This window comes from Paenibacillus alginolyticus DSM 5050 = NBRC 15375 (assembly GCF_000422905.1).
Lineage (GTDB): Bacteria > Bacillota > Bacilli > Paenibacillales > NBRC-103111 > Paenibacillus_E > Paenibacillus_E alginolyticus.
In genome coordinates this window covers 157,159-177,139 of record NZ_AUGY01000001.1, presented here as the reverse complement: position 1 = coordinate 177,139, position 19,981 = coordinate 157,159, and the positions used below count along the sequence as shown (strand labels likewise).

Annotated in this window: 19 protein-coding genes; 13 read left to right on the top strand and 6 right to left on the bottom strand. The window is 46.1% G+C overall.

Translation table 11 applies throughout. From position 1 onward, the window contains the following. Positions 1-120: 120 nt before the first annotated feature. A complete protein-coding gene (gene leuD / locus G519_RS0100980) occupies positions 121-726 on the bottom strand; it encodes a 3-isopropylmalate dehydratase small subunit (RefSeq protein ID WP_029193084.1) in 606 nt (201 codons plus the stop codon). A 69-nt stretch (positions 727-795) separates the two neighbouring features. After that, positions 796-2,217: a 3-isopropylmalate dehydratase large subunit gene (gene leuC, locus G519_RS0100975; RefSeq protein WP_029193083.1), complete on the bottom strand. Its 1,422-nt coding sequence runs from the start codon at positions 2,215-2,217 to the stop codon at positions 796-798. 200 nt (positions 2,218-2,417) lie between these two features. Between leuC and G519_RS49790 the strand changes: the two genes are divergently transcribed. The 4 genes from G519_RS49790 to G519_RS0100955 all read left to right on the top strand — a co-directional run bounded on the left by G519_RS49790 (position 2,418) and on the right by G519_RS0100955 (position 6,010). Next, positions 2,418-2,564 carry a lmo0937 family membrane protein gene (locus G519_RS49790; protein ID WP_127527785.1) on the top strand — a complete coding sequence of 49 codons (147 nt, stop codon included), beginning with the start codon at positions 2,418-2,420 and terminating at the stop codon, positions 2,562-2,564. Between the two features lie 228 nt (positions 2,565-2,792). Then, the gene (locus tag G519_RS0100965; RefSeq protein ID WP_029193082.1) at positions 2,793-3,686 is read left to right on the top strand and encodes a LysR family transcriptional regulator; all 894 of its coding nucleotides are present in this window, start codon (positions 2,793-2,795) and stop codon (positions 3,684-3,686) included. Between the two features lie 21 nt (positions 3,687-3,707). Continuing rightward, positions 3,708-4,676, top strand: a complete 969-nt coding sequence (locus G519_RS0100960) for a helix-turn-helix transcriptional regulator (RefSeq protein WP_029193081.1) — start codon at positions 3,708-3,710, stop codon at positions 4,674-4,676. Between the two features lie 461 nt (positions 4,677-5,137). Continuing rightward, the gene (locus G519_RS0100955) at positions 5,138-6,010 is read left to right on the top strand and encodes an SDR family NAD(P)-dependent oxidoreductase (protein WP_036631726.1); all 873 of its coding nucleotides are present in this window, start codon (positions 5,138-5,140) and stop codon (positions 6,008-6,010) included. 17 nt (positions 6,011-6,027) lie between these two features. On the opposite strand, the gene G519_RS0100950 is transcribed toward G519_RS0100955, so the two are convergent. After that, positions 6,028-6,465 (bottom strand): SgcJ/EcaC family oxidoreductase, encoded by a 438-nt coding sequence (locus G519_RS0100950; protein WP_307720076.1) that lies wholly within the window; start codon positions 6,463-6,465, stop codon positions 6,028-6,030. A 248-nt stretch (positions 6,466-6,713) separates the two neighbouring features. Between G519_RS0100950 and G519_RS0100945 the strand changes: the two genes are divergently transcribed. Beyond that, positions 6,714-7,205, top strand: coding sequence for a cysteine dioxygenase (locus G519_RS0100945; RefSeq protein ID WP_029193078.1), 492 nt, complete (start codon positions 6,714-6,716; stop codon positions 7,203-7,205). A 51-nt stretch (positions 7,206-7,256) separates the two neighbouring features. On the opposite strand, the gene G519_RS0100940 is transcribed toward G519_RS0100945, so the two are convergent. The 3 genes from G519_RS0100940 to G519_RS0100925 form a co-directional block, all read right to left on the bottom strand. Continuing rightward, positions 7,257-8,639, bottom strand: coding sequence for a glycine--tRNA ligase (locus tag G519_RS0100940; RefSeq protein WP_029193077.1), 1,383 nt, complete (start codon positions 8,637-8,639; stop codon positions 7,257-7,259). A 368-nt stretch (positions 8,640-9,007) separates the two neighbouring features. Further along, positions 9,008-9,808 carry a carbon-nitrogen family hydrolase gene (locus tag G519_RS0100930; RefSeq protein WP_029193076.1) on the bottom strand — a complete coding sequence of 267 codons (801 nt, stop codon included), beginning with the start codon at positions 9,806-9,808 and terminating at the stop codon, positions 9,008-9,010. Between the two features lie 79 nt (positions 9,809-9,887). After that, positions 9,888-10,415: a DUF1572 family protein gene (locus tag G519_RS0100925; RefSeq protein WP_029193075.1), complete on the bottom strand. Its 528-nt coding sequence runs from the start codon at positions 10,413-10,415 to the stop codon at positions 9,888-9,890. Positions 10,416-10,569: 154 nt separating this feature from the next. Here G519_RS0100925 and G519_RS0100920 point away from each other — a divergent pair, with 154 nt between their 5' ends. The 8 genes from G519_RS0100920 (at position 10,570) to mtnB (ending at position 19,768) form a co-directional block, all read left to right on the top strand. Beyond that, positions 10,570-11,772, top strand: a complete 1,203-nt coding sequence (locus G519_RS0100920) for a pyridoxal phosphate-dependent aminotransferase (RefSeq protein WP_029193074.1) — start codon at positions 10,570-10,572, stop codon at positions 11,770-11,772. A gap of 385 nt (positions 11,773-12,157) precedes the next feature. Further along, positions 12,158-13,258, top strand: coding sequence for a glutamate 5-kinase (gene proB, locus G519_RS0100915; protein WP_029193073.1), 1,101 nt, complete (start codon positions 12,158-12,160; stop codon positions 13,256-13,258). A gap of 25 nt (positions 13,259-13,283) precedes the next feature. Then, a complete protein-coding gene (locus G519_RS0100910) occupies positions 13,284-15,020 on the top strand; it encodes a proline--tRNA ligase (RefSeq protein ID WP_029193072.1) in 1,737 nt (578 codons plus the stop codon). Beyond that, complete coding sequence (locus G519_RS0100905; RefSeq protein ID WP_029193071.1) at positions 15,013-16,260, top strand: glutamate-5-semialdehyde dehydrogenase; 1,248 nt, start codon at positions 15,013-15,015, stop codon at positions 16,258-16,260. The genes G519_RS0100910 and G519_RS0100905 overlap by 8 nt, the downstream gene beginning before the upstream one ends. Positions 16,261-16,287: 27 nt before the next feature. Continuing rightward, on the top strand, positions 16,288-17,157 hold the full coding sequence (gene proC, locus G519_RS0100900; protein WP_029193070.1) for a pyrroline-5-carboxylate reductase: 870 nt from the start codon (positions 16,288-16,290) through the stop codon (positions 17,155-17,157). A gap of 45 nt (positions 17,158-17,202) precedes the next feature. Continuing rightward, positions 17,203-18,471, top strand: coding sequence for a 2,3-diketo-5-methylthiopentyl-1-phosphate enolase (locus G519_RS0100895; RefSeq protein ID WP_029193069.1), 1,269 nt, complete (start codon positions 17,203-17,205; stop codon positions 18,469-18,471). Continuing rightward, a complete protein-coding gene (locus G519_RS0100890) occupies positions 18,468-19,130 on the top strand; it encodes a 2-hydroxy-3-keto-5-methylthiopentenyl-1-phosphate phosphatase (RefSeq protein ID WP_029193068.1) in 663 nt (220 codons plus the stop codon). Before G519_RS0100895 ends, G519_RS0100890 begins: the two co-directional genes overlap by 4 nt. Beyond that, positions 19,127-19,768: a methylthioribulose 1-phosphate dehydratase gene (mtnB, locus tag G519_RS0100885; protein ID WP_029193067.1), complete on the top strand. Its 642-nt coding sequence runs from the start codon at positions 19,127-19,129 to the stop codon at positions 19,766-19,768. Before G519_RS0100890 ends, mtnB begins: the two co-directional genes overlap by 4 nt. Positions 19,769-19,981: the final 213 nt, after the last annotated feature.

Genomic DNA, 19,981 nt, shown 5'->3' with positions numbered 1-19,981 from the left:
GTTGCAAAAATGAAGAAGAAAAAAACCTAGCCAATAGCTAGGCCTGAGTTCATGCTGCTAGCACAAAAAAGACGCAACCAATGCAAATGCACATTGGACTGCGTCTTCCATTCTCACATTTTATTTATAAGCCAAACGTTTTTGGTGAGCTTGCTCATAAGCTGTGATTTTCTCTTCATGTTGAAGTGTTAGGCCGATGTCGTCCAAGCCTTGCAGCAGGAACTGACGACGGTGCTCATCCAAATCAAACTGAATGTTTAAGCCGTATTCATCCGTGAGCGTTTTGTTCTCAAGATCGACATTCAGCTTGTAGCCTTCATGCTTCGCTGTACGAGCGAACAAGTCATCAACTTGCTCTTCCGATAGCTTGATTGGCAGAATGCTGTTTTTGAAACAGTTGTTGTAGAAGATATCCGCATAAGACGGTGCAATAATGACGCGGAAGCCGAAATCTTGAATAGCCCAAGGTGCATGCTCACGGGAAGAACCGCAGCCGAAGTTCGCTCTGGAGAGCAGAACAGAAGCTCCTTGATAACGATCTTGGTTTAGCGGGAAGTTCTCGATAACGTTGCCCGCTTCATCCCATCTCCACTCGAAGAAAAGGAATTGTCCGAAACCGGAACGTTCAATTCTTTTAAGAAATTGCTTAGGAATAATGGCATCTGTATCTACATTCACGCGATCCACAGGACCGACTAGCCCTGTATGTTGTTTAAAAGCTTCCATGTTTTCATTCTCCTTAAAGTTTTGCTTTAGCAAAACTAGCATCGTAAGTATTGCCTTAATCAGCCAGAATTAAGCTTGTTGGTATTCTTTGATTTCCCAATCACGAACGTCGTAGAAATGGCCTTTGATTGCTGCCGCTACAGCCATTGCTGGAGACACGAGATGCGTACGTCCACCGCGGCCTTGACGACCTTCGAAGTTACGGTTGGATGTCGATGCACAACGTTGACCAGGTTGCAGAACGTCTGGATTCATGGCCAAACACATGCTGCAGCCCGCATCGCGCCATTCGAAGCCTGCTTCGGTGAAAATTTTGTCCAAGCCTTCTTTCTCAGCTTGAATTTTAACGCGTCCGGAACCTGGAACAACGATAGCTGTAACGCTTGGATCTACCGTGTAACCTTGTGCGATTGCAGCAGCTGCACGGAGATCCTCGATACGACCATTTGTACAAGATCCGATAAAAACATAGTCAACTTTCAGTTCGGTCATTGGCGTTCCTGGTGTTAAATCCATATATTCAAGCGCTTTTTCAGCAGCTTTACGTTCATTTTCTGTTTCGAAGCTTTGCGGATCCGGAACTAACGATGTAATACTTGTCCCCATCCCCGGGCTAGTTCCCCAGGTCACTTGCGGAATCAAGGAATCAGCATCAAACTCCAGTACCCAGTCATACGTAGCGCCTTCATCTGTAACAAGCTTAGACCACTCTGCTACTGCAGCGTCAAAGTCTGCACCTTGTGGAACGTATTCACGGCCACGCAAGTAGTTAAATGTTGTTTCGTCAGGAGCGATAAGACCTGCTCTAGCGCCACCTTCAATGGACATGTTACAAACCGTCATACGCTCTTCCATGGAAAGACCACGAATCGCTTTGCCGGTATATTCAATAACATAGCCCGTAGCAAAATCTGTACCGTATTTAGCAATAACGCCAAGAATCAAATCTTTGGCCGTTACGCCTGGTTTCAGCTTGCCGTTAATGCGTACTTCCAATGATTTTGCTCTGGATTGCTGCAGCGTTTGTGTAGCAAGAACGTGCTCCACTTCACTTGTGCCAATACCGAAAGCAAGTGCGCCGAATGCGCCGTGTGTCGATGTATGGCTATCGCCGCAAACGATTGTTTTACCTGGATGTGTAAGTCCTAGCTCAGGTCCCATAACGTGTACAACACCTTGGTCAAGGCTGTCTAGGTCGAACAATGTAACGCCGAAATCACGGCAGTTTTGAGAAAGTGTATCAATTTGTTGTTTGGAAATAGGATCTGTGATGTTGAACCGATCCTTAGTTGGTACGTTATGATCCATCGTTGCAAAGGTTAGGTCCGGTCTGCGAACTTTGCGTCCCGATAAGCGAAGGCCTTCGAAAGCTTGCGGTGAAGTTACTTCGTGCACCAGATGCAAATCAATATAGATGACGCTGGGCTTGCCTTCTTCCTGGTTAATTACGTGATTATCCCAAATCTTCTGAAACATTGTCTTTTTACTCATATCCAGTCACCTCTTGTCATTATCCGCTCTAATTGTTAATGTCTTACCCTCATAACGTAGTTTAGCACGGATATCGTCATAGCTCCAAGATATAATAACTATAAGCTTCATAGATTATTCCTATAGGATGATTCGAATTTGCAAAAGGCGGTTAGTAACTTGCATAAGCAACTATGACATTTTGAAAAGGATGTGTTACTATGCTTTGGACCATTTTTGTAGTGATTCTTGTCTTGTGGGCTTTAGGAATCGGGTTTGATATCGGAGGGAATTTAATCCATCTTCTGCTCGTTTTGGCGGTCATATCTCTAGTCTTTAATTTGGTTACAGGCAGAAGAAGCAGTTAACATTCTTTTACTGATGATACAAATCTATACTTCAAAAAGCAGTTTGTGGGATTTGTCCGCAGACTGCTTTTGTTTGTACCTCTAAACACAGTCGCTCAACGATTGATAGTGCTCTATCGAGTTTTTTTTCATATCAAAGATTAAAATCTGGTATATTATTTATATGCTTTATAGGCTGCTTCAATAAAACAAGCTATGATTATTACATATCAGGAGATGAACCCTACGATGGAATTACGTCAACTTCAATACGCGATTCAAATCGCAATCGAACGCAATTTCTCGCGCGCCGCGGAGAAACTTCATATTGCACAGCCTTCCCTAAGCCAGCAGCTATCCAAGCTAGAGAAAGAGATCGGCGTCCTCCTTTTCCAGCGCAGCACCAATTCGGTTGAGCTTACCCATGCCGGCTCCCTTTTTGTTGAAAAATCACAAAAAATTCTCGACATGGTCGAGCAGCTGAAGAAAGAAATGGAAGACATTTCGCAAATGAAAAAAGGGCGCCTTGTCGTAGGCAGTATGCCAATAACGGGCTCAACAATCTTGCCTTTCGTAGTTCCTGTCTTCCAAACAGCTTATCCAGATATTGAAATTACTCTTGTTGAAGAGACCTCCTCTAACTTAGAAACACTTACGATGAATGGACAAACCGATATCTCACTGCTTTCCTTGCCGTTGCGAGAAGATTCTCTCGTTTATGAGACTTTACTGGAGGAAGAAATCGTCCTCGCGGTACCTCCAACGCATCCATTAGCAGCGAGTAAAGAACCTATTCGAATCGAACAATTAGAGAAAGAAGCTTTTATTGCTCTGAAAAAAGGGCAAGGTTTTCGCAAGCTAACACTAGATCTCTGCCAAAAAGCTGGCATTACCCCCAATATCGTCTTCGAATCCAGCAACATGGAAACGGTTCAGTCCCTCGTCGCCGCTGGCATGGGAATTGGTTTCGTCCCTTTTTTAATTTCAAAGAGAAGCTTCAGTGAGTTATCACCGATTCACCTCACCCTTGAAGGCAGACCTACTCGCACACTCGTTATTGCCTATCGGAAAGGCAGATACATCTCTAAAGCGGCCGAGGCTTTCGTTTCCACAATGAAAGAGGTTATGCGAACAATCGGTTAGCATAAGGAGGTTTAGCCTGCAATGAACAAAACACAACGGTTAATCCAGTTGATGATGGCAGTAAATGAGCGCATGCAGTTCACGACGAAAGAAATGGCCGATGAATTCGGCGTCTCGGAACGCACGATGCACCGCGATTTACAAGAGTTGAGTGAGCTTGGAATGCCGCTCTATACCGAATTTGGCCCAAATGGGGGATTTCGCTTATTAAAGAAGCGGATGCTCCCTCCTATACTCTTCTCCGAACAAGAGGCTGTTGCGATGTTCTTCGCCTTTCAGTCGCTCCAGTACTATGGGGCGCTCCCTTTTGCAGCGGAATCGACTTCGGCTCTGAATAAGTTCTATTACTATCTCCCTACGGATACGAAGGTGAGAATCGACGCACTTAAAGATCGAGTATCCTTCTGGACGCCAACGCGAACACAAGGTTCCCCCTTCTTAGAGCAGTTATTGGAAGCTTCTATTGATGAAATGCCTTTACGCATTACTTACGCCTCCAAAGAAGGAACTACAGAGAGAGTCGTGCAGCCAATTGGCATTTACGCGTCCAATGGTTTCTGGTATTTCCCCTCCTACTGCTTTCAGAAAGAGGGATTTCTCTTATTTCGCGCAGATCGCTTACGAAGCTTGGCACGAGCAGAATCCGCACATCCTAGCAAAAACTTCAAACAGTACACAATTGGAGATTGGCTATTAGCTGGGCAGGAGCGTGAGGCAGGCCCCATGACAATGAAACTACGGGTGAAGCTGACCCCGGCTGGTGTTAGAACCTTTGAGCGTAGTCATGGAGTGGCTGGTAACGTAGAAATTTATGACGATGGCAGTGGACGATTAGTGACCGACATGCATCGAAGTAATTTATCGTACTTTTCGAAGTATTTTCTCAGTTTAGGTGCGGACGCATTCGTTGAAGAGCCCTTGGAGATGGTGAATTGGATTCGGGAGCAAATTCGTGTGATGCAGCATGCATACGGGAATGATTTGACCTGACATGCGGATTTAATATGACCGTTGCAATGGCGGGCACCTTACATTTAGATGCAGATAGTGCATCTATTTTACACTATTTCGGCGTAATCGAGAGAATATATGCAAAAAGTACATTTAAATGAACGAATACATTGAAATTCCCTTGAAAATGGATATATTTGATGCACAAAATACATCTATTCTGCAAAAAAATGATCATTCAATCATTTTTTGATGTATTTTTTACATCTCTTTTTTTTGAATCTGCTACATGCCTTCTCATTTAAAACATCCTCTCCTTGAGTCTAACGATACATCTCTCCTGCGCCGCCAAATACTATGACAAGAATTGTCATGGATTCGTTGTAACATTAAAACTGAGCAAACGAATCGAATGATGCTGCCAGTTTTTCTGACGAAAAACGCTAAGTTCATGCTTACAATGCCAGTTTTCTGGCAAAAAACTCTAAGGAGGCATAACGATGCAAACAAAAAACTTGCAAGGACGAGTTGCCTTAGTTACCGGTTCCAGTCGAGGCGGAGGCCGCGGCATTGCCTTAGCACTTGGGGAGGCTGGGGCTACTGTCTATGTGACAGGACGCAGTACGAGAGCGAAGTCCACGAGAACAGATCTCACGGGTACGATTGAGGATACCGCCGAAGCCGTTACACAGCGCGGTGGATTAGGAATCGCCGTTCGTTGTGACCATACGATTGACGCAGATGTCAGAGCTTTGTATGAACGTATTAAACAAGAACAAGGCACACTCGATATTGTGGTTAATAATGCGTGGGGCGGTTATGAGGACTATTATGATGTCGATTTCTCCGTTCCTTTTTGGGAGCAGCCGATGTCGCGATGGGACAAAATGTTCGAGGCAGGACTGCGTGCTCAAATGGTTTCAAGCCGGTATGCGATGACTACCTTTTTCCTCGAACAAAATCGTGGTCTTTTGATTAACACAGGCGTCTACTCTGACTATGGCATCGACTACCCTATCAATGTTTTTTATGACACGGTGAAACGAGCAGTTGCGAATATGACACGCGCCATGTCTCAGAATCTGAAAGCAAACCATATCGATGTAATCGCACTTACTTTAGCACCTGGCTGGATGCGTACGGAAGCCGTTTATAAACATTATGGATTAGAAGCAGGTGATCCTGATTTCATGAAAGTTGAAGCACTTCATACAACAGAATCAGTGGAATATATCGGTCGCGCGGTTGTAGCTTTGGCATCCGACCCTCATGTAAGTCAAAAGGCAGGTCAACTTCTCGAGGTAGGTGCGCTAGCTGAACAATATGGCTTCACGGATATCGATGGCAGACAGTTGCCTCCGTTCCGGATTTAAGTCGTTCGTATGTGAGATTACTTCATAAACCATTTTTGAATAAAATTCGGCGGTTGGATGCGGCAATTGTGAAAAGCTGCAATTTTCCAATCGCCTTTTTCTTTTACTATCACATTCGTATTGATGGAATCTCTGTTCATTGGTGCTAATTTCTGCCATCTGAGTTTAACAGCTCCAACACAATGAGCAATAGCCATGTCGGGAGTTAGAAATCGGATTTGAACTGAACCACCATTCATCATGGACGAGCCTCTTAACACACCATTGAACAGCTTCTGATGAATTTCCGTAATGTCTTGGCGTCCCTTTATATGCTGTCCGTTGAAGGTCACATAGTCCGCATCTTCTGTAAAACATAAACCAAACGCCTGCCCATTATGTTCATTCCATGCTTTGCCCAGCGCCTCGAAAATGGCGTGTATCGCTTTCGTGTCTTGTTCTTTCACATCCACCATTATTAATCTCATCCTCTCTTTCAAACATCCCTCCACACAACTCCATTTTGACATAACAATCTCTTCAAGAAATCGCACCAGAGTAGAAAAAAATCCCAGTCCACAGACCGATTACATACCAAATTGATGAAATTCCACAGATTCCTCTAACCCTTTGACCTCCGAATGCATATGATATATAAACAAAACTTATCCATTCCCCAATAAAAAATGATAAAAAGATAGCATTAGCCCAGGAGGCGGAAACCATGACCTTATTAAGAGCAATTGAGCAGACATTCTGTAAATTGCAAGAACCTTCATTAGAACAGCTGAAAGAAGCCCTACAATCCTTAGACAACTTATTCCATGAGGTACCCGCTTATAAAACAGAGCCCAAGCAACTGCCTTATGGTCGGAATGTCGTTTATAGCACGAAAGATCTCGAAGTTATTGTCATTCACATACCTGCTTCGCAGGCAACAGCGATTCATAACCACGGCTTGTCCATTGGCTCGGCTTGTTTAATTGAGGGATCACTAGTCAATACCAAATACGCTTTAGACTCAGAAGGTTATCCAGTCGCCCAAACAGATGACTATATTGGTTCAGGTGAGTATTTTGAAGCTCCTTGCGAGCAAATTCATCAGTTAAGCAACCCTTTCCACGAGCCCGCTGTTTCCATCCATGTCTATAGCCCGCCTCTCCAGGGAGTAACACGCTACTTACCTTACAGTGAGATCTTGGATTATGTCATCTAAAAAAAGCCCCCTGTAATCACGTCAATCGACGTTCTTACAAGGGGCTTGGTATTAAAATTGAAGTGAGTTCTCAATGAATGCTTTCAATTCGGAAATGGGCATCCGTGTTTGTTCCATGGTATCACGGTCACGTACCGTTACTTGACCATCTGTCTCGGACTCAAAGTCGTATGTGATACAGAATGGTGTACCGATTTCATCGTGACGGCGGTATCTTTTACCAATAGAACCTGTATCATCATAATCCACCATGAAATGTTTCGCAAGATCAGCAAATACAGCCTGCGCGCCCTCATTTAACTTTTTGGAAAGCGGGAAAATAGCCGCTTTAATCGGTGCCAGTGCAGGATGGAAATGCAGAACCGTACGACTGTCTTCACCTTCAAGCTTTTGCTCTTCGAATGCATCGATCAAAAGCGCTAAAGTTACACGGTCTGCGCCAAGTGAAGGCTCGATACAGTAAGGAATGTAACGCTCGTTTGTTTCTGGATCAATATAGTTAAAGTCAGAACCAGAGTGCTCCATGTGCTGTTTTAAGTCAAAATCTGTACGATCCGCGATACCCCAGAGCTCGCCCCAGCCAAACGGGAATTTGTACTCGATATCCGTCGTCGCATTGCTGTAATGGGACAACTCATCCTCGTTGTGATCGCGAAGTCTAAGGTTATCTGATTTGGCACCTAGGGACAACAGCCAGTTATGGCAGAAGCTTCTCCAGTACTCGAACCATTTCATGTCCTCGCCGGGCTTACAGAAGAACTCAAGCTCCATTTGTTCGAATTCACGTGTACGGAACGTAAAGTTACCTGGCGTGATTTCGTTACGAAAGCTTTTACCGATTTGGCCGATACCAAATGGCAGCTTTTTGCGCATCGTACGTTGAACGTTTTTGAAGTTGACGAAAATCCCTTGTGCTGTCTCAGGACGTAAGTAAACCACGTTGGTGCTAGCTTCCGTTACACCTTGGAAGGTTTTGAACATCAAATTGAATTGACGAATATCCGTGAAATCCTTGCTGCCGCAATCCGGACATACGATGTTGTGCTCTACGATAAGCTTCATCATGTCGTCAAACGTCATGCCGTCAACGATGATTTCGATATCTTTCTCAGCTAGTTTATTTTCAATCAATTTATCCGCACGGTGACGAGCTTTACAGCTTTTGCAATCAATCATTGGATCGTTGAAATTACCTACGTGGCCGGATGCTACCCAAGCTTGCGGGTTCATCAAAATCGCTGCATCAAGACCCACGTTATACGGGGATTCTTGAATAAATTTTTTCCACCAAGCGCGCTTGATGTTGTTTTTTAGCTCGACACCAAGCGGACCGTAATCCCATGTGTTGGCCAAACCGCCATACACCTCTGATCCTGGGAATACAAAACCTCTGTGCTTTGCTAATGCTACAACTTGATCCATAGTAACGCTCATTGTTCATTCGCTCCTTCAGCTTCTCGTTTATAGGTCAATGACCTTTGACGACCCTTTGGATATGAGCAGACGCAAAAAAAGCTCAACATCCAAAGGCATCAAATAATGCCTAGGGACGAGAGCCTTACGCACCCGCGGTTCCACCCTAGTTGATACACCATTAAAGCAGCGTATCCCCTTTATCGCATTGGCTCCGGATAGCCTTTTCCTTGAGCTTCAATCTGGGCTCTCACCGTCCCCAGCTCGCTGAACTTGAAGTTGTTCAAGTACTATTCATCCTTCACAGCCACAATTGATCATTCAATTGGCTTTAGTTTACAGAAAAACCGACAAAAAATCAAATAGTTGCAGGTACATTTTTATTTAGACTAGTACAAATGTGGACGACGGTCTTCGAAGACCGGAATTTTAGCGCGAACACGTACGACTTCCGTCAAATCGATGGTTGCATGCAAAATCGCTTCGCTCTCATCGCCTTCCACCAGCACTTCGCCCCAAGGATCGATCACCATCGAGTGCCCAAAGAAATTCGTCGTTCCACTCGTCCCAACACGATTACAGGAAACGACATACATTTGATTCTCAATGGCTCTGGCCATGAGCAGCGTACGCCAGTGGTGCAAACGAGGGTGCGGCCATTCCGCAGGTACGAATAAAATTCGTGCCCCATCCAGCGCTAATTTGCGCGCAAGCTCAGGGAAACGAATGTCATAGCAGATCATCGCGCCAGCAGGAACACCTTCAAGTTCAAATCGGCCAAGCTGGTCGCCGCTATGTAGAAACTTTTCCTCGTCCATAAGACGGAACAAGTGAATTTTGGAATACTCGGCAGTTTCCGCGCCTTCACGATCAAACGCATAAATCGTGTTCAGAACACGATCGTCTCTTTTATCTGCAATGGATCCGCCGATAATATTGACATGATGGGTCCGGGCGAAATCACTCAAAAAGGCTTTCGTCCTAACACCGTTAGGATCAGCCAACTGCTGAATCTCCGTTAAGGCGTAGCCGGTGTTCCACATCTCAGGGAATACGATCACATCAGGCTTTTGATCTCCACTCACCGCTTGATGTAGAAGCTTCTCCAATTGAGCAAAGTTCGTATCGGGTTCTCCGATTTGAATATCCATTTGAATAAGTGCAATATGAAGTAATTGTGATTCAGACATATGGTGAAGACTCCTTCCAGCGGTCAGTTTACCAATATCTCTCTATAGTAGTCTAATTTTTGTTTGAACTCAATGGAACTCATGATGGTTTGAACGCTTTGGATTGTCCTCTTGCTATACTTAAAGTCTCCCAATGAGACTTTGCCCAATGCTTACTGAGCAGAACGATTTGACCCACATGGTAGCCATAATGAGACACTTGGCGCTGAATGGCTTGAAGCACAGAATGCCCTTCGCCTCGAATTTGAACAGTCCTAAGAACATCATCCGGAGTGAGTGCGTGCAATGTATCAAACAGAACCTGCCAGCCTTCCTCCCACTTGGAAATGAGCTCTTTCCGCGTGTCTTGGCTGCTTTCAAATTCACCGTCACGCTGGCGTGTTTCCTTTTCCCCATCCGTTGTTAAGAAATCTGTCCACCGTGACAACATGTTCCCATGCATGTGCTTAATCAGCATTTCTAACGAATTCGACTCCACATATAACGTTAGATAAAAATGAGCATCTTCCGTTTGTGCGAAAGCTTTATCCGCCAGCTTCTTCATATTTTCAAATGCACGTATGGATTCCTGCAAAAAAACCTGAGCCACTATTGTGTTGTCCGACATGGTCTTCAGCACCTTCCCTTAACTTATGAACTAACTTTATGATATTGGCTGCTTGATGTAAAATCGATTATTTTCATCACTATGAAAAAAAGATTAATCATGTTACATTAAGGTTAATAATTAAAATCCCGACCTCCGGAGTGTGAATTAAATCATGACAAAATTATCCCCAACAACAAGCCCATTTACTATACAGCCTGCTGAACGTATGAATGGACTTCCAACTCAATTTTTTGCAACACTCGTACGCAAAGCAAATGAGCAAATTGCTGCGGGTCATGACGTCATTAATCTCGGCCAAGGTAATCCTGACCGCCCTACGCCTCCGCATATCGTGGCATCCATACAAGAAGCTGCTGCTAACCCTTTGTATCATAAATATCCGCCGTTCAGCGGATTTCCATTTCTGAAACAAGCCATTGCTCAGCGTTATAAGGAAGATCACAACGTAGATCTTGATCCTGAAACGGAAGTAGCGATTCTTTTTGGCGGTAAAACAGGACTGATCGAGATCGCACAATGTTTGCTTAATCCGGGCGATGTCTGCTTGGTTCCAGATCCTGGCTATCCGGATTATTGGTCCGGGGTTGCTCTTGCCGGTGCCGAGATGGCATTCATGCCCTTGCGTGAAGAAAACAACTTTCTTCCTGACTACTCACAGCTCAACGAATCCGATTTGAACCGAGCGAAACTGATGTTCATTAATTATCCGAACAACCCAACGGGTGCAACAGCTCCCGCTTCCTTTTATGAAGAAACGGTCGAATTTGCGCACAAGAATGGCGTTGTCGTCGCCAGTGATTTCGCTTATGGTGCAATAGGGTTCGACGGTCAGAAGCCAGTTAGCTTCCTGCAAACACCAGGTGCCAAAGAAGTGGGAATCGAGTTCTATACCCTCTCCAAAACGTATAATATGGCTGGCTGGCGTGTAGGCTTTGCCCTTGGGAACCGTGAAGTTATCCGCCTTATTAACTTGATGCAAGATCATTACTACTGCTCTCTGTTCGGCGGTATCCAAGCGGCAGCCGCAACAGCTCTCACGGCCTCGCAAGATTGTGTTACTGAGCTGCGTGATGTTTACGAAAGCCGCCGCAATGCCCTATATACAGCTCTTGCTAGTATTGGCTGGCATGCTCGCCCCTCACAAGGGTCTTTCTTCTCATGGCTGCCCGTTCCAAAAGGACATTCCTCACAAAGTCTTGCCGATTTGCTTTTGCAAGAAGCGAAGGTTGTCGTCGCACCAGGCGTAGGCTTCGGAACGCACGGAGAAGGCTATGTAAGGCTTGGCCTCTTATCCTCTGAAGAACGATTAGCAGAAGCCGTGCAACGAATTGGCAAGCTGAATCTATTTGGATAAGCAAAAAATAGAGGCTGCTGCTTCTTTACAAACGCTTGTACTGCATGCTATTCTAGATAGAATAAAAAAAGGAAGTCCTTAAAAACTTCTATATCGCAATGTTATGATGGGAATAGTAGGAACCGTTAAGCACGTAAACAGAGAGTAAGCTCCATAGACTGAGAGAGCTTGCCGTGAACCGACTCCGAACCCGCCCCTGAACAGTCAACGATGAGTTGAACAGTGCCCTGCTGTTATTTAGGGAATCTAGAGTTGGGTGCAGCCGCTATCGGTGTGCGCCAATCTAAGGTGGTACCGCGGAAGCTACAGACTTTCGTCCTTATGTTATGAGGACGGGAGTCTTTTTTGTTATCTACATACATGTCAATCAAAGGATGGGATCGATATGACTCAGCGAATCGTCGTCAAAATCGGCAGCAGCTCTTTAACTTCAGATACCGGGGGCCTCAATCCGGAGAAGATACGTTTTTTCGCGTCGGAGCTGGCGCAATTGAAGCAGGACGGTCATCAAGTCCTGCTGGTTACTTCAGGCGCAGTTGCCGCAGGCTTCACCTCCCTTGGCTACCGCACGCGGCCCAAGGTGCTGCACGAGAAGCAGGCCGCAGCCGCTGTCGGCCAAGCGCTTCTCATGCAGGCGTACCACGAAGCATTTGCGTCCCACGGTATCAGCGTGGCGCAAATTTTGCTCACAAGGTACGACTTCTCTAACCGCAAGCGCGTGCAGAACGCGCTGATGACGGTCGACGAGCTGCTGCAGCGAGGTGTCGTGCCGATCATTAACGAGAATGACACCGTCGCGGTGGATGAACTGAAATTCGGCGACAATGATACGTTGTCAGCTTTGGTGGGCAATTTGGTTAAAGCGAACAAATTGATCATCATTACGGATATGGACGGTCTGTACACGGACGACCCACGCAAAAACGCGAACGCGCAGCGCATCGATCGCGTGGACGCCATCAGCGATGAGCTGTTCAGCTTCGCTGGAGGCTCTGGGAGCGCGGTCGGCACCGGCGGCATGCGCTCCAAGGTCGAGGCCGCCCGCATCGCGATGCGCGGGGGCGTGCCGGTGTTCATCGGGCGCGTACTCGAGCCCGGTGATTTGCCGCACGCTGTCGACGGCAGCGGCAAGGGCACGTACTTCGACACGGCGCTGAACAACCTGCCGGTGAAGAAACAATGGGTCGGCTTCCACTCGCTGCCCCAAGGGCAAATCATCGTTGACCAAGGCGCGAAGGCGGCCCTGCTCAGCGGTGGCAAGAGCTTGCTTCCTGCCGGCATCACCGGCGCTGCAGGGGACTTCCACCCCGGCGACGTCGTCGAGGTAATCAGCATCGAAGGCGCGCTGCTAGGACGCGGCGTTGTCAATTACGCGGCTTGGCAGGTGCAAGCCGCCGCAGGATTATCAACTGATGAAGTCCAGAAACGTGTGGAAGTTGCTCGTATCGAAGTCATTCACCGTGATGAATGGGTTCCTTTGACTTAATGACGAAAGTGAGGTTCTCCCAGCCATGAGACAACAACGATTGCTTAACCCAACCTTACGAGATATTCCGGGAGATGCGGAAGCAGCAAGCCACCGACTCATGCTGCGTGCGGGATTAATTCGACAGCTCTCCAGTGGCATTTACTCCTATTTACCCTTGGGTCTTAAAGCCCTGCACAACATACAACAAATTGTCCGAGAAGAAATGGATGCAGCCGGTGCACAGGAAATGCTTATGCCAGCTCTCCACCCTTCCGAATTATGGAAAGCCTCAGGCAGATGGGATGTCTATGGTCCCGAGCTGATGCGTCTTGAAGATCGGAACGGCCGAGAATTTGCGCTTGGAGCTACCCATGAAGAAGTCATCACGACGATCGTGAAGGACGAGATTCATTCCTACAAGAAGCTGCCTGTCACGCTCTATCAGATTCAAACGAAATACCGCGATGAACGCAGACCCCGATTCGGTCTGCTCCGCGGACGTGAGTTCCTCATGAAGGATGCCTATTCCTTCGACCGTACGGAAAGCGGGCTCGATGCGAGCTATCAAAGCATGTATAACGCTTATGTTAACATTTTCACACGATGCGGATTGGAGTTCCGAGCAGTTGAAGCCGATTCAGGCGCTATCGGCGGTACGGATACCCATGAATTCATGGCCTTGGCTGATGTTGGTGAGGATACAATCGTCCACTGCACTTCCTGTCAGTATGCTGCGAATATTGAAAAAGCAATTGGAACGGTACCAGAACATCGAATATCCATGCGAGTAGATACCATTTTATCAGCTTCGCAACCAGTGAAGGTTCATACGCCGCAAGTGACAAGTATCAAACAGCTTAGTCAATTTCTACAAATAGATGCCAATCAGATCATTAAATCTGTTGCCTTACAAGCTGATGGAATGCCAGTTATTGTCCTCCTGCGAGGCGATTATGAATTAAATGAGGTTAAGCTGAAGCAAGCCCTTGGGGCTGATGAGGTCTCTATGCTTTCCGAAGTTGATATAGAGAAGTTAGGATCCATTGCCGGATTTATCGGTCCAATTGGACTTCAGAATGTAAGATTCATCGCTGATACTTCTATCAAAGGCTTAAAAGATGCTATCGTCGGAGCCAATGAGCCCGATTTCCATCTGATTCAAGTGGAGGTCGAAAGGGATCTCGGAGCGATTTCTTTTCATGACGTTCGAAATGTTGCCCAAGGCGATTTATGTTCCAATTGCGGGCACGAGCTTTCTTTTGCGAAAGGGATTGAGGTTGGTCACGTATTTAAGCTCGGCACCAAGTACAGCCGTTCCCTTGGCGCATCGATCAGCGACGAAAATGGAGTTTTCGAGCCCATTATTATGGGCTGCTATGGCATTGGTGTCTCGCGTGTGCTAGCTGCCATTATCGAGCAAAATTATGATGAACGAGGCATTGTATGGCCTGAGTCCATTACGCCATTCTCCATTCATCTACTGACCATTCATGTTCAGGATGAAGTTCAAATGAAATTATCCGAAGAGATTTATACAACGTTAATTAGGGCAGGCTACTCCGTCCTATGGGATGATCGGGATGATCGTCCTGGCGTTAAATTCAATGATTCGGATCTACTAGGCTTCCCTCTTCGAATCACAGTCGGCAAGAAAGCAAGTGAGCGAATAGTAGAATGTAAAGAACGCCGAGACGGCAGTCAATATGAACGATCTGTAGAGCATATACTTACGCATTGCCATTCCTTATTCCAAACAGGAGGTCGATCTTCTCATGAGTGAAGTCGTTCAAAAATCTAAATTAGCCAAACAAGCTGCCCAGATCATGGGTAATCTTACAACAGAGCAAAAGAATGCGGCACTACTCCTTATGGCGGATAGCCTTGTATCGGAGCAGCAAGCGATTATCGAAGCGAACGCTAAAGATTTGCAGCGAGGCAAAGAGTTAGGCACAAGCGCTTCTCTACTCGATCGTCTAGCCCTGAATGAATCCCGTATCGCAGCGATCGCTGAAGGGCTGCGCCAAATAGCCGAGCTCCCCGATCCGGTTGGGGATACGTTGGAAGCATTTGAACGTCCAAACGGATTGCGTATTCGCAAAATCCGTGTGCCCCTTGGCGTGGTCGGCATTATATATGAAGCAAGACCAAACGTGACCGTTGATGCAGCTGGTTTGTGTCTTAAGACAGGCAACGCAGTCGTTCTGCGTGGCGGTTCTTCTGCTTTATTTTCCAATGAGAAAATCGTTGAAGTTCTGCACGGTGCATTAAGCCGTTCTGCCATTCCCGCTGATGCCCTTCAATTAATTCTAAGCGCAAACCGCAGCTCTGTGGATGAAATGTTGAAATTGAATGGTCTCATCGATGTGCTTATTCCAAGAGGCGGGCATTCACTTATTCAAAATGTTGTCAATAACGCCTCTGTCCCTGTCATTGAAACAGGTGCGGGTGTATGTCATACTTTTATAGATGAAAGTGCACAGCTCGATATGGCGGTTCGCATCGGGATCAACGCCAAAGCTCAGCGTCCTTCTGTTTGCAATAGCATGGAAACATTACTTGTGCATGAGGCGATTGCAGAAAAGCATTTAAGTGCCATTGCGGAGGCTTTCAAAGGTGCTCATGTAGCGCTTAAAGGTAATGAACGTGCTCGTGAGTTAGTGCCTAGCATGCAGGTTGCCGAAATCGAAGACTGGAAAACCGAATATGGGGACTACATTCTTAACATTAAAGTTGTGAAGGATCTAGATGAAGCCCTTGATCACATTCGTGAATACGGTACGATGCACTCCGAATGTATCGTGACGGAAGATGCGGCTAATGCCGAAAGATTTTTACAGGAAGTGGATGCAGCGGCGGTTTATCACAATGCTTCGACTCGTTTCACCGATGGTTTTGAATTCGGCTTCGGAGCGGAAATCGGCATCTCCACCCAAAAGCTTCACGCTCGCGGACCCATGGGGCTACCGTCATTAACTTCAACCAAATACCGCGTTTATGGAAGCGGACAAATACGCGAATAACACTTCAAAATCAAGGAGGAATGAACGATGTCCACTACTTTATCCCAAACCAAAATAGCCTTTGTCGGCGCCGGTTCGATGGCGGAAGCGATCATCCGCGGACTCATTGAAACCAAAGTCGCTGATCCCCATAATCTATTTGTAATGAATCGCTCGGATCAAGACCGGTTAGCTTTTCTACGATCAGAATACGGTCTGCAGGCAACATCAGACCCGTTAACGAAGGAAACCTTCCTACGCGAAGCCGATGTTGTCGTTCTCTGCATGAAGCCCAAGGATGTGGAGAATGCCTTCGCCGAGCTGCAGCCGCTTCTGAACGAGCAGCAGCTTCTCGTTTCGGTCATTGCCGGGCTCTCTATCGCGAAAACAGAAGCTCTGCTGCAAACCAATATGCCGATTGTTCGCACGATGCCGAATACGTCCAGCACAATTGGTCTAGGTGCTACAGGGATGAGCTTCTCCTCGAAGGTTAATGCTACATTCAGACAAGTGGCAACCCAAATGTTTGAGGCTGTTGGTATTGTAACGATCGTGGAAGAAGAGAAATTAGAAATTCTGACAGGCGTATCCGGCAGCGGTCCTGCCTATGTCTACTATTTCATGGAAGCTATGATCAAAGCTGGCATTGAAGGCGGTCTTACCGCAGAAGATGCACATCAATTAACACTTCAAACGGTGCTCGGAGCCGCGCATATGGTTCAGTTAACGCAAGAAAATCCTGCTGAACTGCGTCGCAAGGTCACATCGCCAAATGGAGCAACGCAAGCTTCCATAGAAGCTTTGGATCGTTTTCAGTTTAGTGAAGCCATCTCACAAGCGGTGTTTCGTTCGGCAGAGCGAGCCAAAGAAATGGGCGAACAAATTGCTGCGCCAAGCCCTGTAGCGAAATCCTCCTAAGTTTTTTTGAGATCTAATTCTATCTAAAGCAGGTGAAAGTTTACAATGAACGCATATTGTCTAGCCACCTATCGGAGTTTCGATGAGAAAGCCGATTTTCATAAAAAAGCAACAAGCATCGCTGTCGGCCTTACGGTTGGCAGCTGGACCGAACTGCCCGAAGCACAAAAAGCGCAAATGGAGAAGCATTTAGGAAAAGTCATTTCGGTTGAAGTCCATGAGCCTGCTCAGGGAGAAGCTATTTCAAACCGCTATGCCGATATCACAATCGCCTATCCTGATGTGAACTTCAGTCGGGACATCCCTGCCTTGTTGGTCACTGTATTCGGAAAGCTATCGATGGACGGTAAAATAAAGCTTATTGACTTATCCTTCTCATCTGACTTCTTATCTGCCTTCGCCGGTCCCAAATTCGGGATGCAAGGTGTGCGAGACCTTCTTGGTGTGCATGATCGCCCTTTATTAATGAGTATCTTTAAATCGGTTGTCGGGTATGAGCTTCCAGCTCTGCACGAACAATTTTATTTGCAAGCAGCCGGCGGTGTGGATCTCATTAAAGATGATGAAATTCTATTTGAAAATCCATTAACGCCATTGGAGAAACGGATAGAGATTTGCCTGGAAGCAGCCGCACAAGCCACCAAAGAAACCGGTCAAAAGCTGCTCTATGCTGTCAATTTAACTGGACCTACATCCAAGCTTGCAGCCCAAGCCAAAAAAGCTATCAGTGCTGGAGCTAACGCTTTACTATTTAATGTATTAGCTTACGGTTTCGATACGCTGCATGAGTTAAGCTCCGACCCGGAGATAACGATTCCGATCATGGCACATCCAGCCATGGCAGGTGCTACTTATCCTTCACCCCACTATGGGATATCCGCTTCGGTGCTGCTTGGCAAGCTTATGCGGTTGGCTGGAGCAGATCTGGTGCTGTTCCCTTCTCCTTATGGCTCTGTCGTTATGCCTAGGGAAGAGAACATGGCGATTAAGCATGCGCTTCTAACAGATGATTTACGAAAAGATTACATCTATAACGCTCCTGTCGATGTACAATTGAATCTAGCTTCAAGCTTTCCTGTCCCTTCCGCAGGTATTCACCCTGGTCTTGTCCCGCTTATTCTGCGTGATTTTGGCAAGGATGTCATCGTCAATGCGGGTGGAGGCATCCATGGACATCCACTGGGTACGATCGCGGGCGGGCAAGCCTTCCGTCAAGCGATTGACGCGACCATCCAAGGAAAGACACTTCAAGACTATGCCCAAATACATCCAGAGTTACAATCTGCTATTGACACTTGGGGGATTCGAGAATGAGTAAGGAACGCATTATTTTTTGCGACTTTGATGGCACCATTACCGTGAACGATAACATCGTTGCCATCATGAAGCATTTCAACCCAGCTGGTTGGGAAGCCATCGTTGAACGAATTTTGGACAAAAGTATATCCATACGTCAAGGTGTTGGTGACATGTTCGCCCTCCTCCCTACTTCCCGTAAGGATGAGATTGTCGAATATGCGATCAATAACGCCGTGATTCGTGATGGATTCAAAGAATTCGTAAATTATTGCAAAGAACAGAATATCAAGCTTTTAATTACTAGTGGCGGTATCGATTTTTTTATCTATCCTTTGCTAAAGCCCTTTGCAATCCCAATTGAGCATATCTACTGCAATGCCAGCACATTCGAAGGAAGCACCATTGAGATTTTGTGGCCAAACCGTTGTGACGAGCATTGTGCAACAGACTGTGGGATGTGCAAAACAAGCATTATTCGCGCTTATGACGCTAATCGATATGAGCGAATTATCATCGGTGATAGTATAACGGATTTCGAGGGCGCTAAGCTTGTCGACACGATTTTCGCTCGCTCTCATCTCATTGATATGTGCAAGCAGCTTAATTATCCGTATCACCCATTTGAGACATTCTTCGATATTATGAAGCAATTGGAGGCTGAACCTGTAACATGAGTATTTTACTAGAAGAAAAACAGCGTGCTTTCGCTGATTTGCGTGATATTAAAGCTAATTTAGCGGCCAGAGGATGGTTTCCTGCAACGAGCGGCAATCTGTCTGTTCGTGTAGGAGGCTTCGAGCCTGACGCATTCACTTTCGCTATTACATCAAGCGGCAGAGATAAATCCGTTCAAACACCTGAGGATTTTCTACTTGTAAATGAGAAAGGTCAACCGACGGAAGCTACAAGCTTGAAGCCATCGGCAGAAACCTTGATTCATAGTGAAATCTACCGTTTAACAGGTGCAGGCGCCATTTTTCATGTACATACGATATTCAATAATTTGATCTCTGAACTGTATTGGGAACGTAAAAGCATACCCGTAGACGGTGTTGAACTTATTAAGGCTTTCAATATTTGGGATGAAGAAGCTCAAATCGAAATTCCCATTTTACCCAATTATGCAGAAATCCCTCGCATCGCCGAGCTGGTGGAAGGTGCGATTGTCCCGCGAATTCCTGGGATCGTGCTGCGCAAGCATGGTATTTATGCCTGGGGAGCGAATGCTTTTGAAGCTAAGCGTCATCTCGAAGCATTCGAGTTTCTTTTCGAATATGTATACCGTTTGCACTTGTTGCATAAAGGAAACTAATCGCTTTAGTTGAATAAAAAATCAGAAGTCAGATCCTTGCCCAATGGGCGAAGTTCTGACTTTTTTTGTCTCATAGAATCAGTCGTGATGGGTCAAACTACTTTTACTTGTCAAATCCGTTTGCAAAGGAATATAACTACGCCTATGTTCTCAGTCATTAATATCAGTTTATTTCTACTGCTATTCATCGCATATGTATATGTTAAAAAAAAC

Bases quoted from the DNA above. Each gene is read 5' to 3' on its own strand.
- leuD (WP_029193084.1), bottom strand. From the start codon at position 726: ATGGAAGCTTTTAAACAACATACAGGGCTAGTCGGTCCTGTGGATCGC.
- leuC (WP_029193083.1), bottom strand. From the start codon at position 2,217: ATGAGTAAAAAGACAATGTTTCAGAAGATTTGGGATAATCACGTAATT.
- G519_RS49790 (WP_127527785.1), top strand. From the start codon at position 2,418: ATGCTTTGGACCATTTTTGTAGTGATTCTTGTCTTGTGGGCTTTAGGA.
- G519_RS0100965 (WP_029193082.1), top strand. From the start codon at position 2,793: ATGGAATTACGTCAACTTCAATACGCGATTCAAATCGCAATCGAACGC.
- G519_RS0100960 (WP_029193081.1), top strand. From the start codon at position 3,708: ATGAACAAAACACAACGGTTAATCCAGTTGATGATGGCAGTAAATGAG.
- G519_RS0100955 (WP_036631726.1), top strand. From the start codon at position 5,138: ATGCAAACAAAAAACTTGCAAGGACGAGTTGCCTTAGTTACCGGTTCC.
- G519_RS0100950 (WP_307720076.1), bottom strand. From the start codon at position 6,465: ATGGTGGATGTGAAAGAACAAGACACGAAAGCGATACACGCCATTTTC.
- G519_RS0100945 (WP_029193078.1), top strand. From the start codon at position 6,714: ATGACCTTATTAAGAGCAATTGAGCAGACATTCTGTAAATTGCAAGAA.
- G519_RS0100940 (WP_029193077.1), bottom strand. From the start codon at position 8,639: ATGAGCGTTACTATGGATCAAGTTGTAGCATTAGCAAAGCACAGAGGT.
- G519_RS0100930 (WP_029193076.1), bottom strand. From the start codon at position 9,808: ATGTCTGAATCACAATTACTTCATATTGCACTTATTCAAATGGATATT.
- G519_RS0100925 (WP_029193075.1), bottom strand. From the start codon at position 10,415: ATGTCGGACAACACAATAGTGGCTCAGGTTTTTTTGCAGGAATCCATA.
- G519_RS0100920 (WP_029193074.1), top strand. From the start codon at position 10,570: ATGACAAAATTATCCCCAACAACAAGCCCATTTACTATACAGCCTGCT.
- proB (WP_029193073.1), top strand. From the start codon at position 12,158: ATGACTCAGCGAATCGTCGTCAAAATCGGCAGCAGCTCTTTAACTTCA.
- G519_RS0100910 (WP_029193072.1), top strand. From the start codon at position 13,284: ATGAGACAACAACGATTGCTTAACCCAACCTTACGAGATATTCCGGGA.
- G519_RS0100905 (WP_029193071.1), top strand. From the start codon at position 15,013: ATGAGTGAAGTCGTTCAAAAATCTAAATTAGCCAAACAAGCTGCCCAG.
- proC (WP_029193070.1), top strand. From the start codon at position 16,288: ATGTCCACTACTTTATCCCAAACCAAAATAGCCTTTGTCGGCGCCGGT.
- G519_RS0100895 (WP_029193069.1), top strand. From the start codon at position 17,203: ATGAACGCATATTGTCTAGCCACCTATCGGAGTTTCGATGAGAAAGCC.
- G519_RS0100890 (WP_029193068.1), top strand. From the start codon at position 18,468: ATGAGTAAGGAACGCATTATTTTTTGCGACTTTGATGGCACCATTACC.
- mtnB (WP_029193067.1), top strand. From the start codon at position 19,127: ATGAGTATTTTACTAGAAGAAAAACAGCGTGCTTTCGCTGATTTGCGT.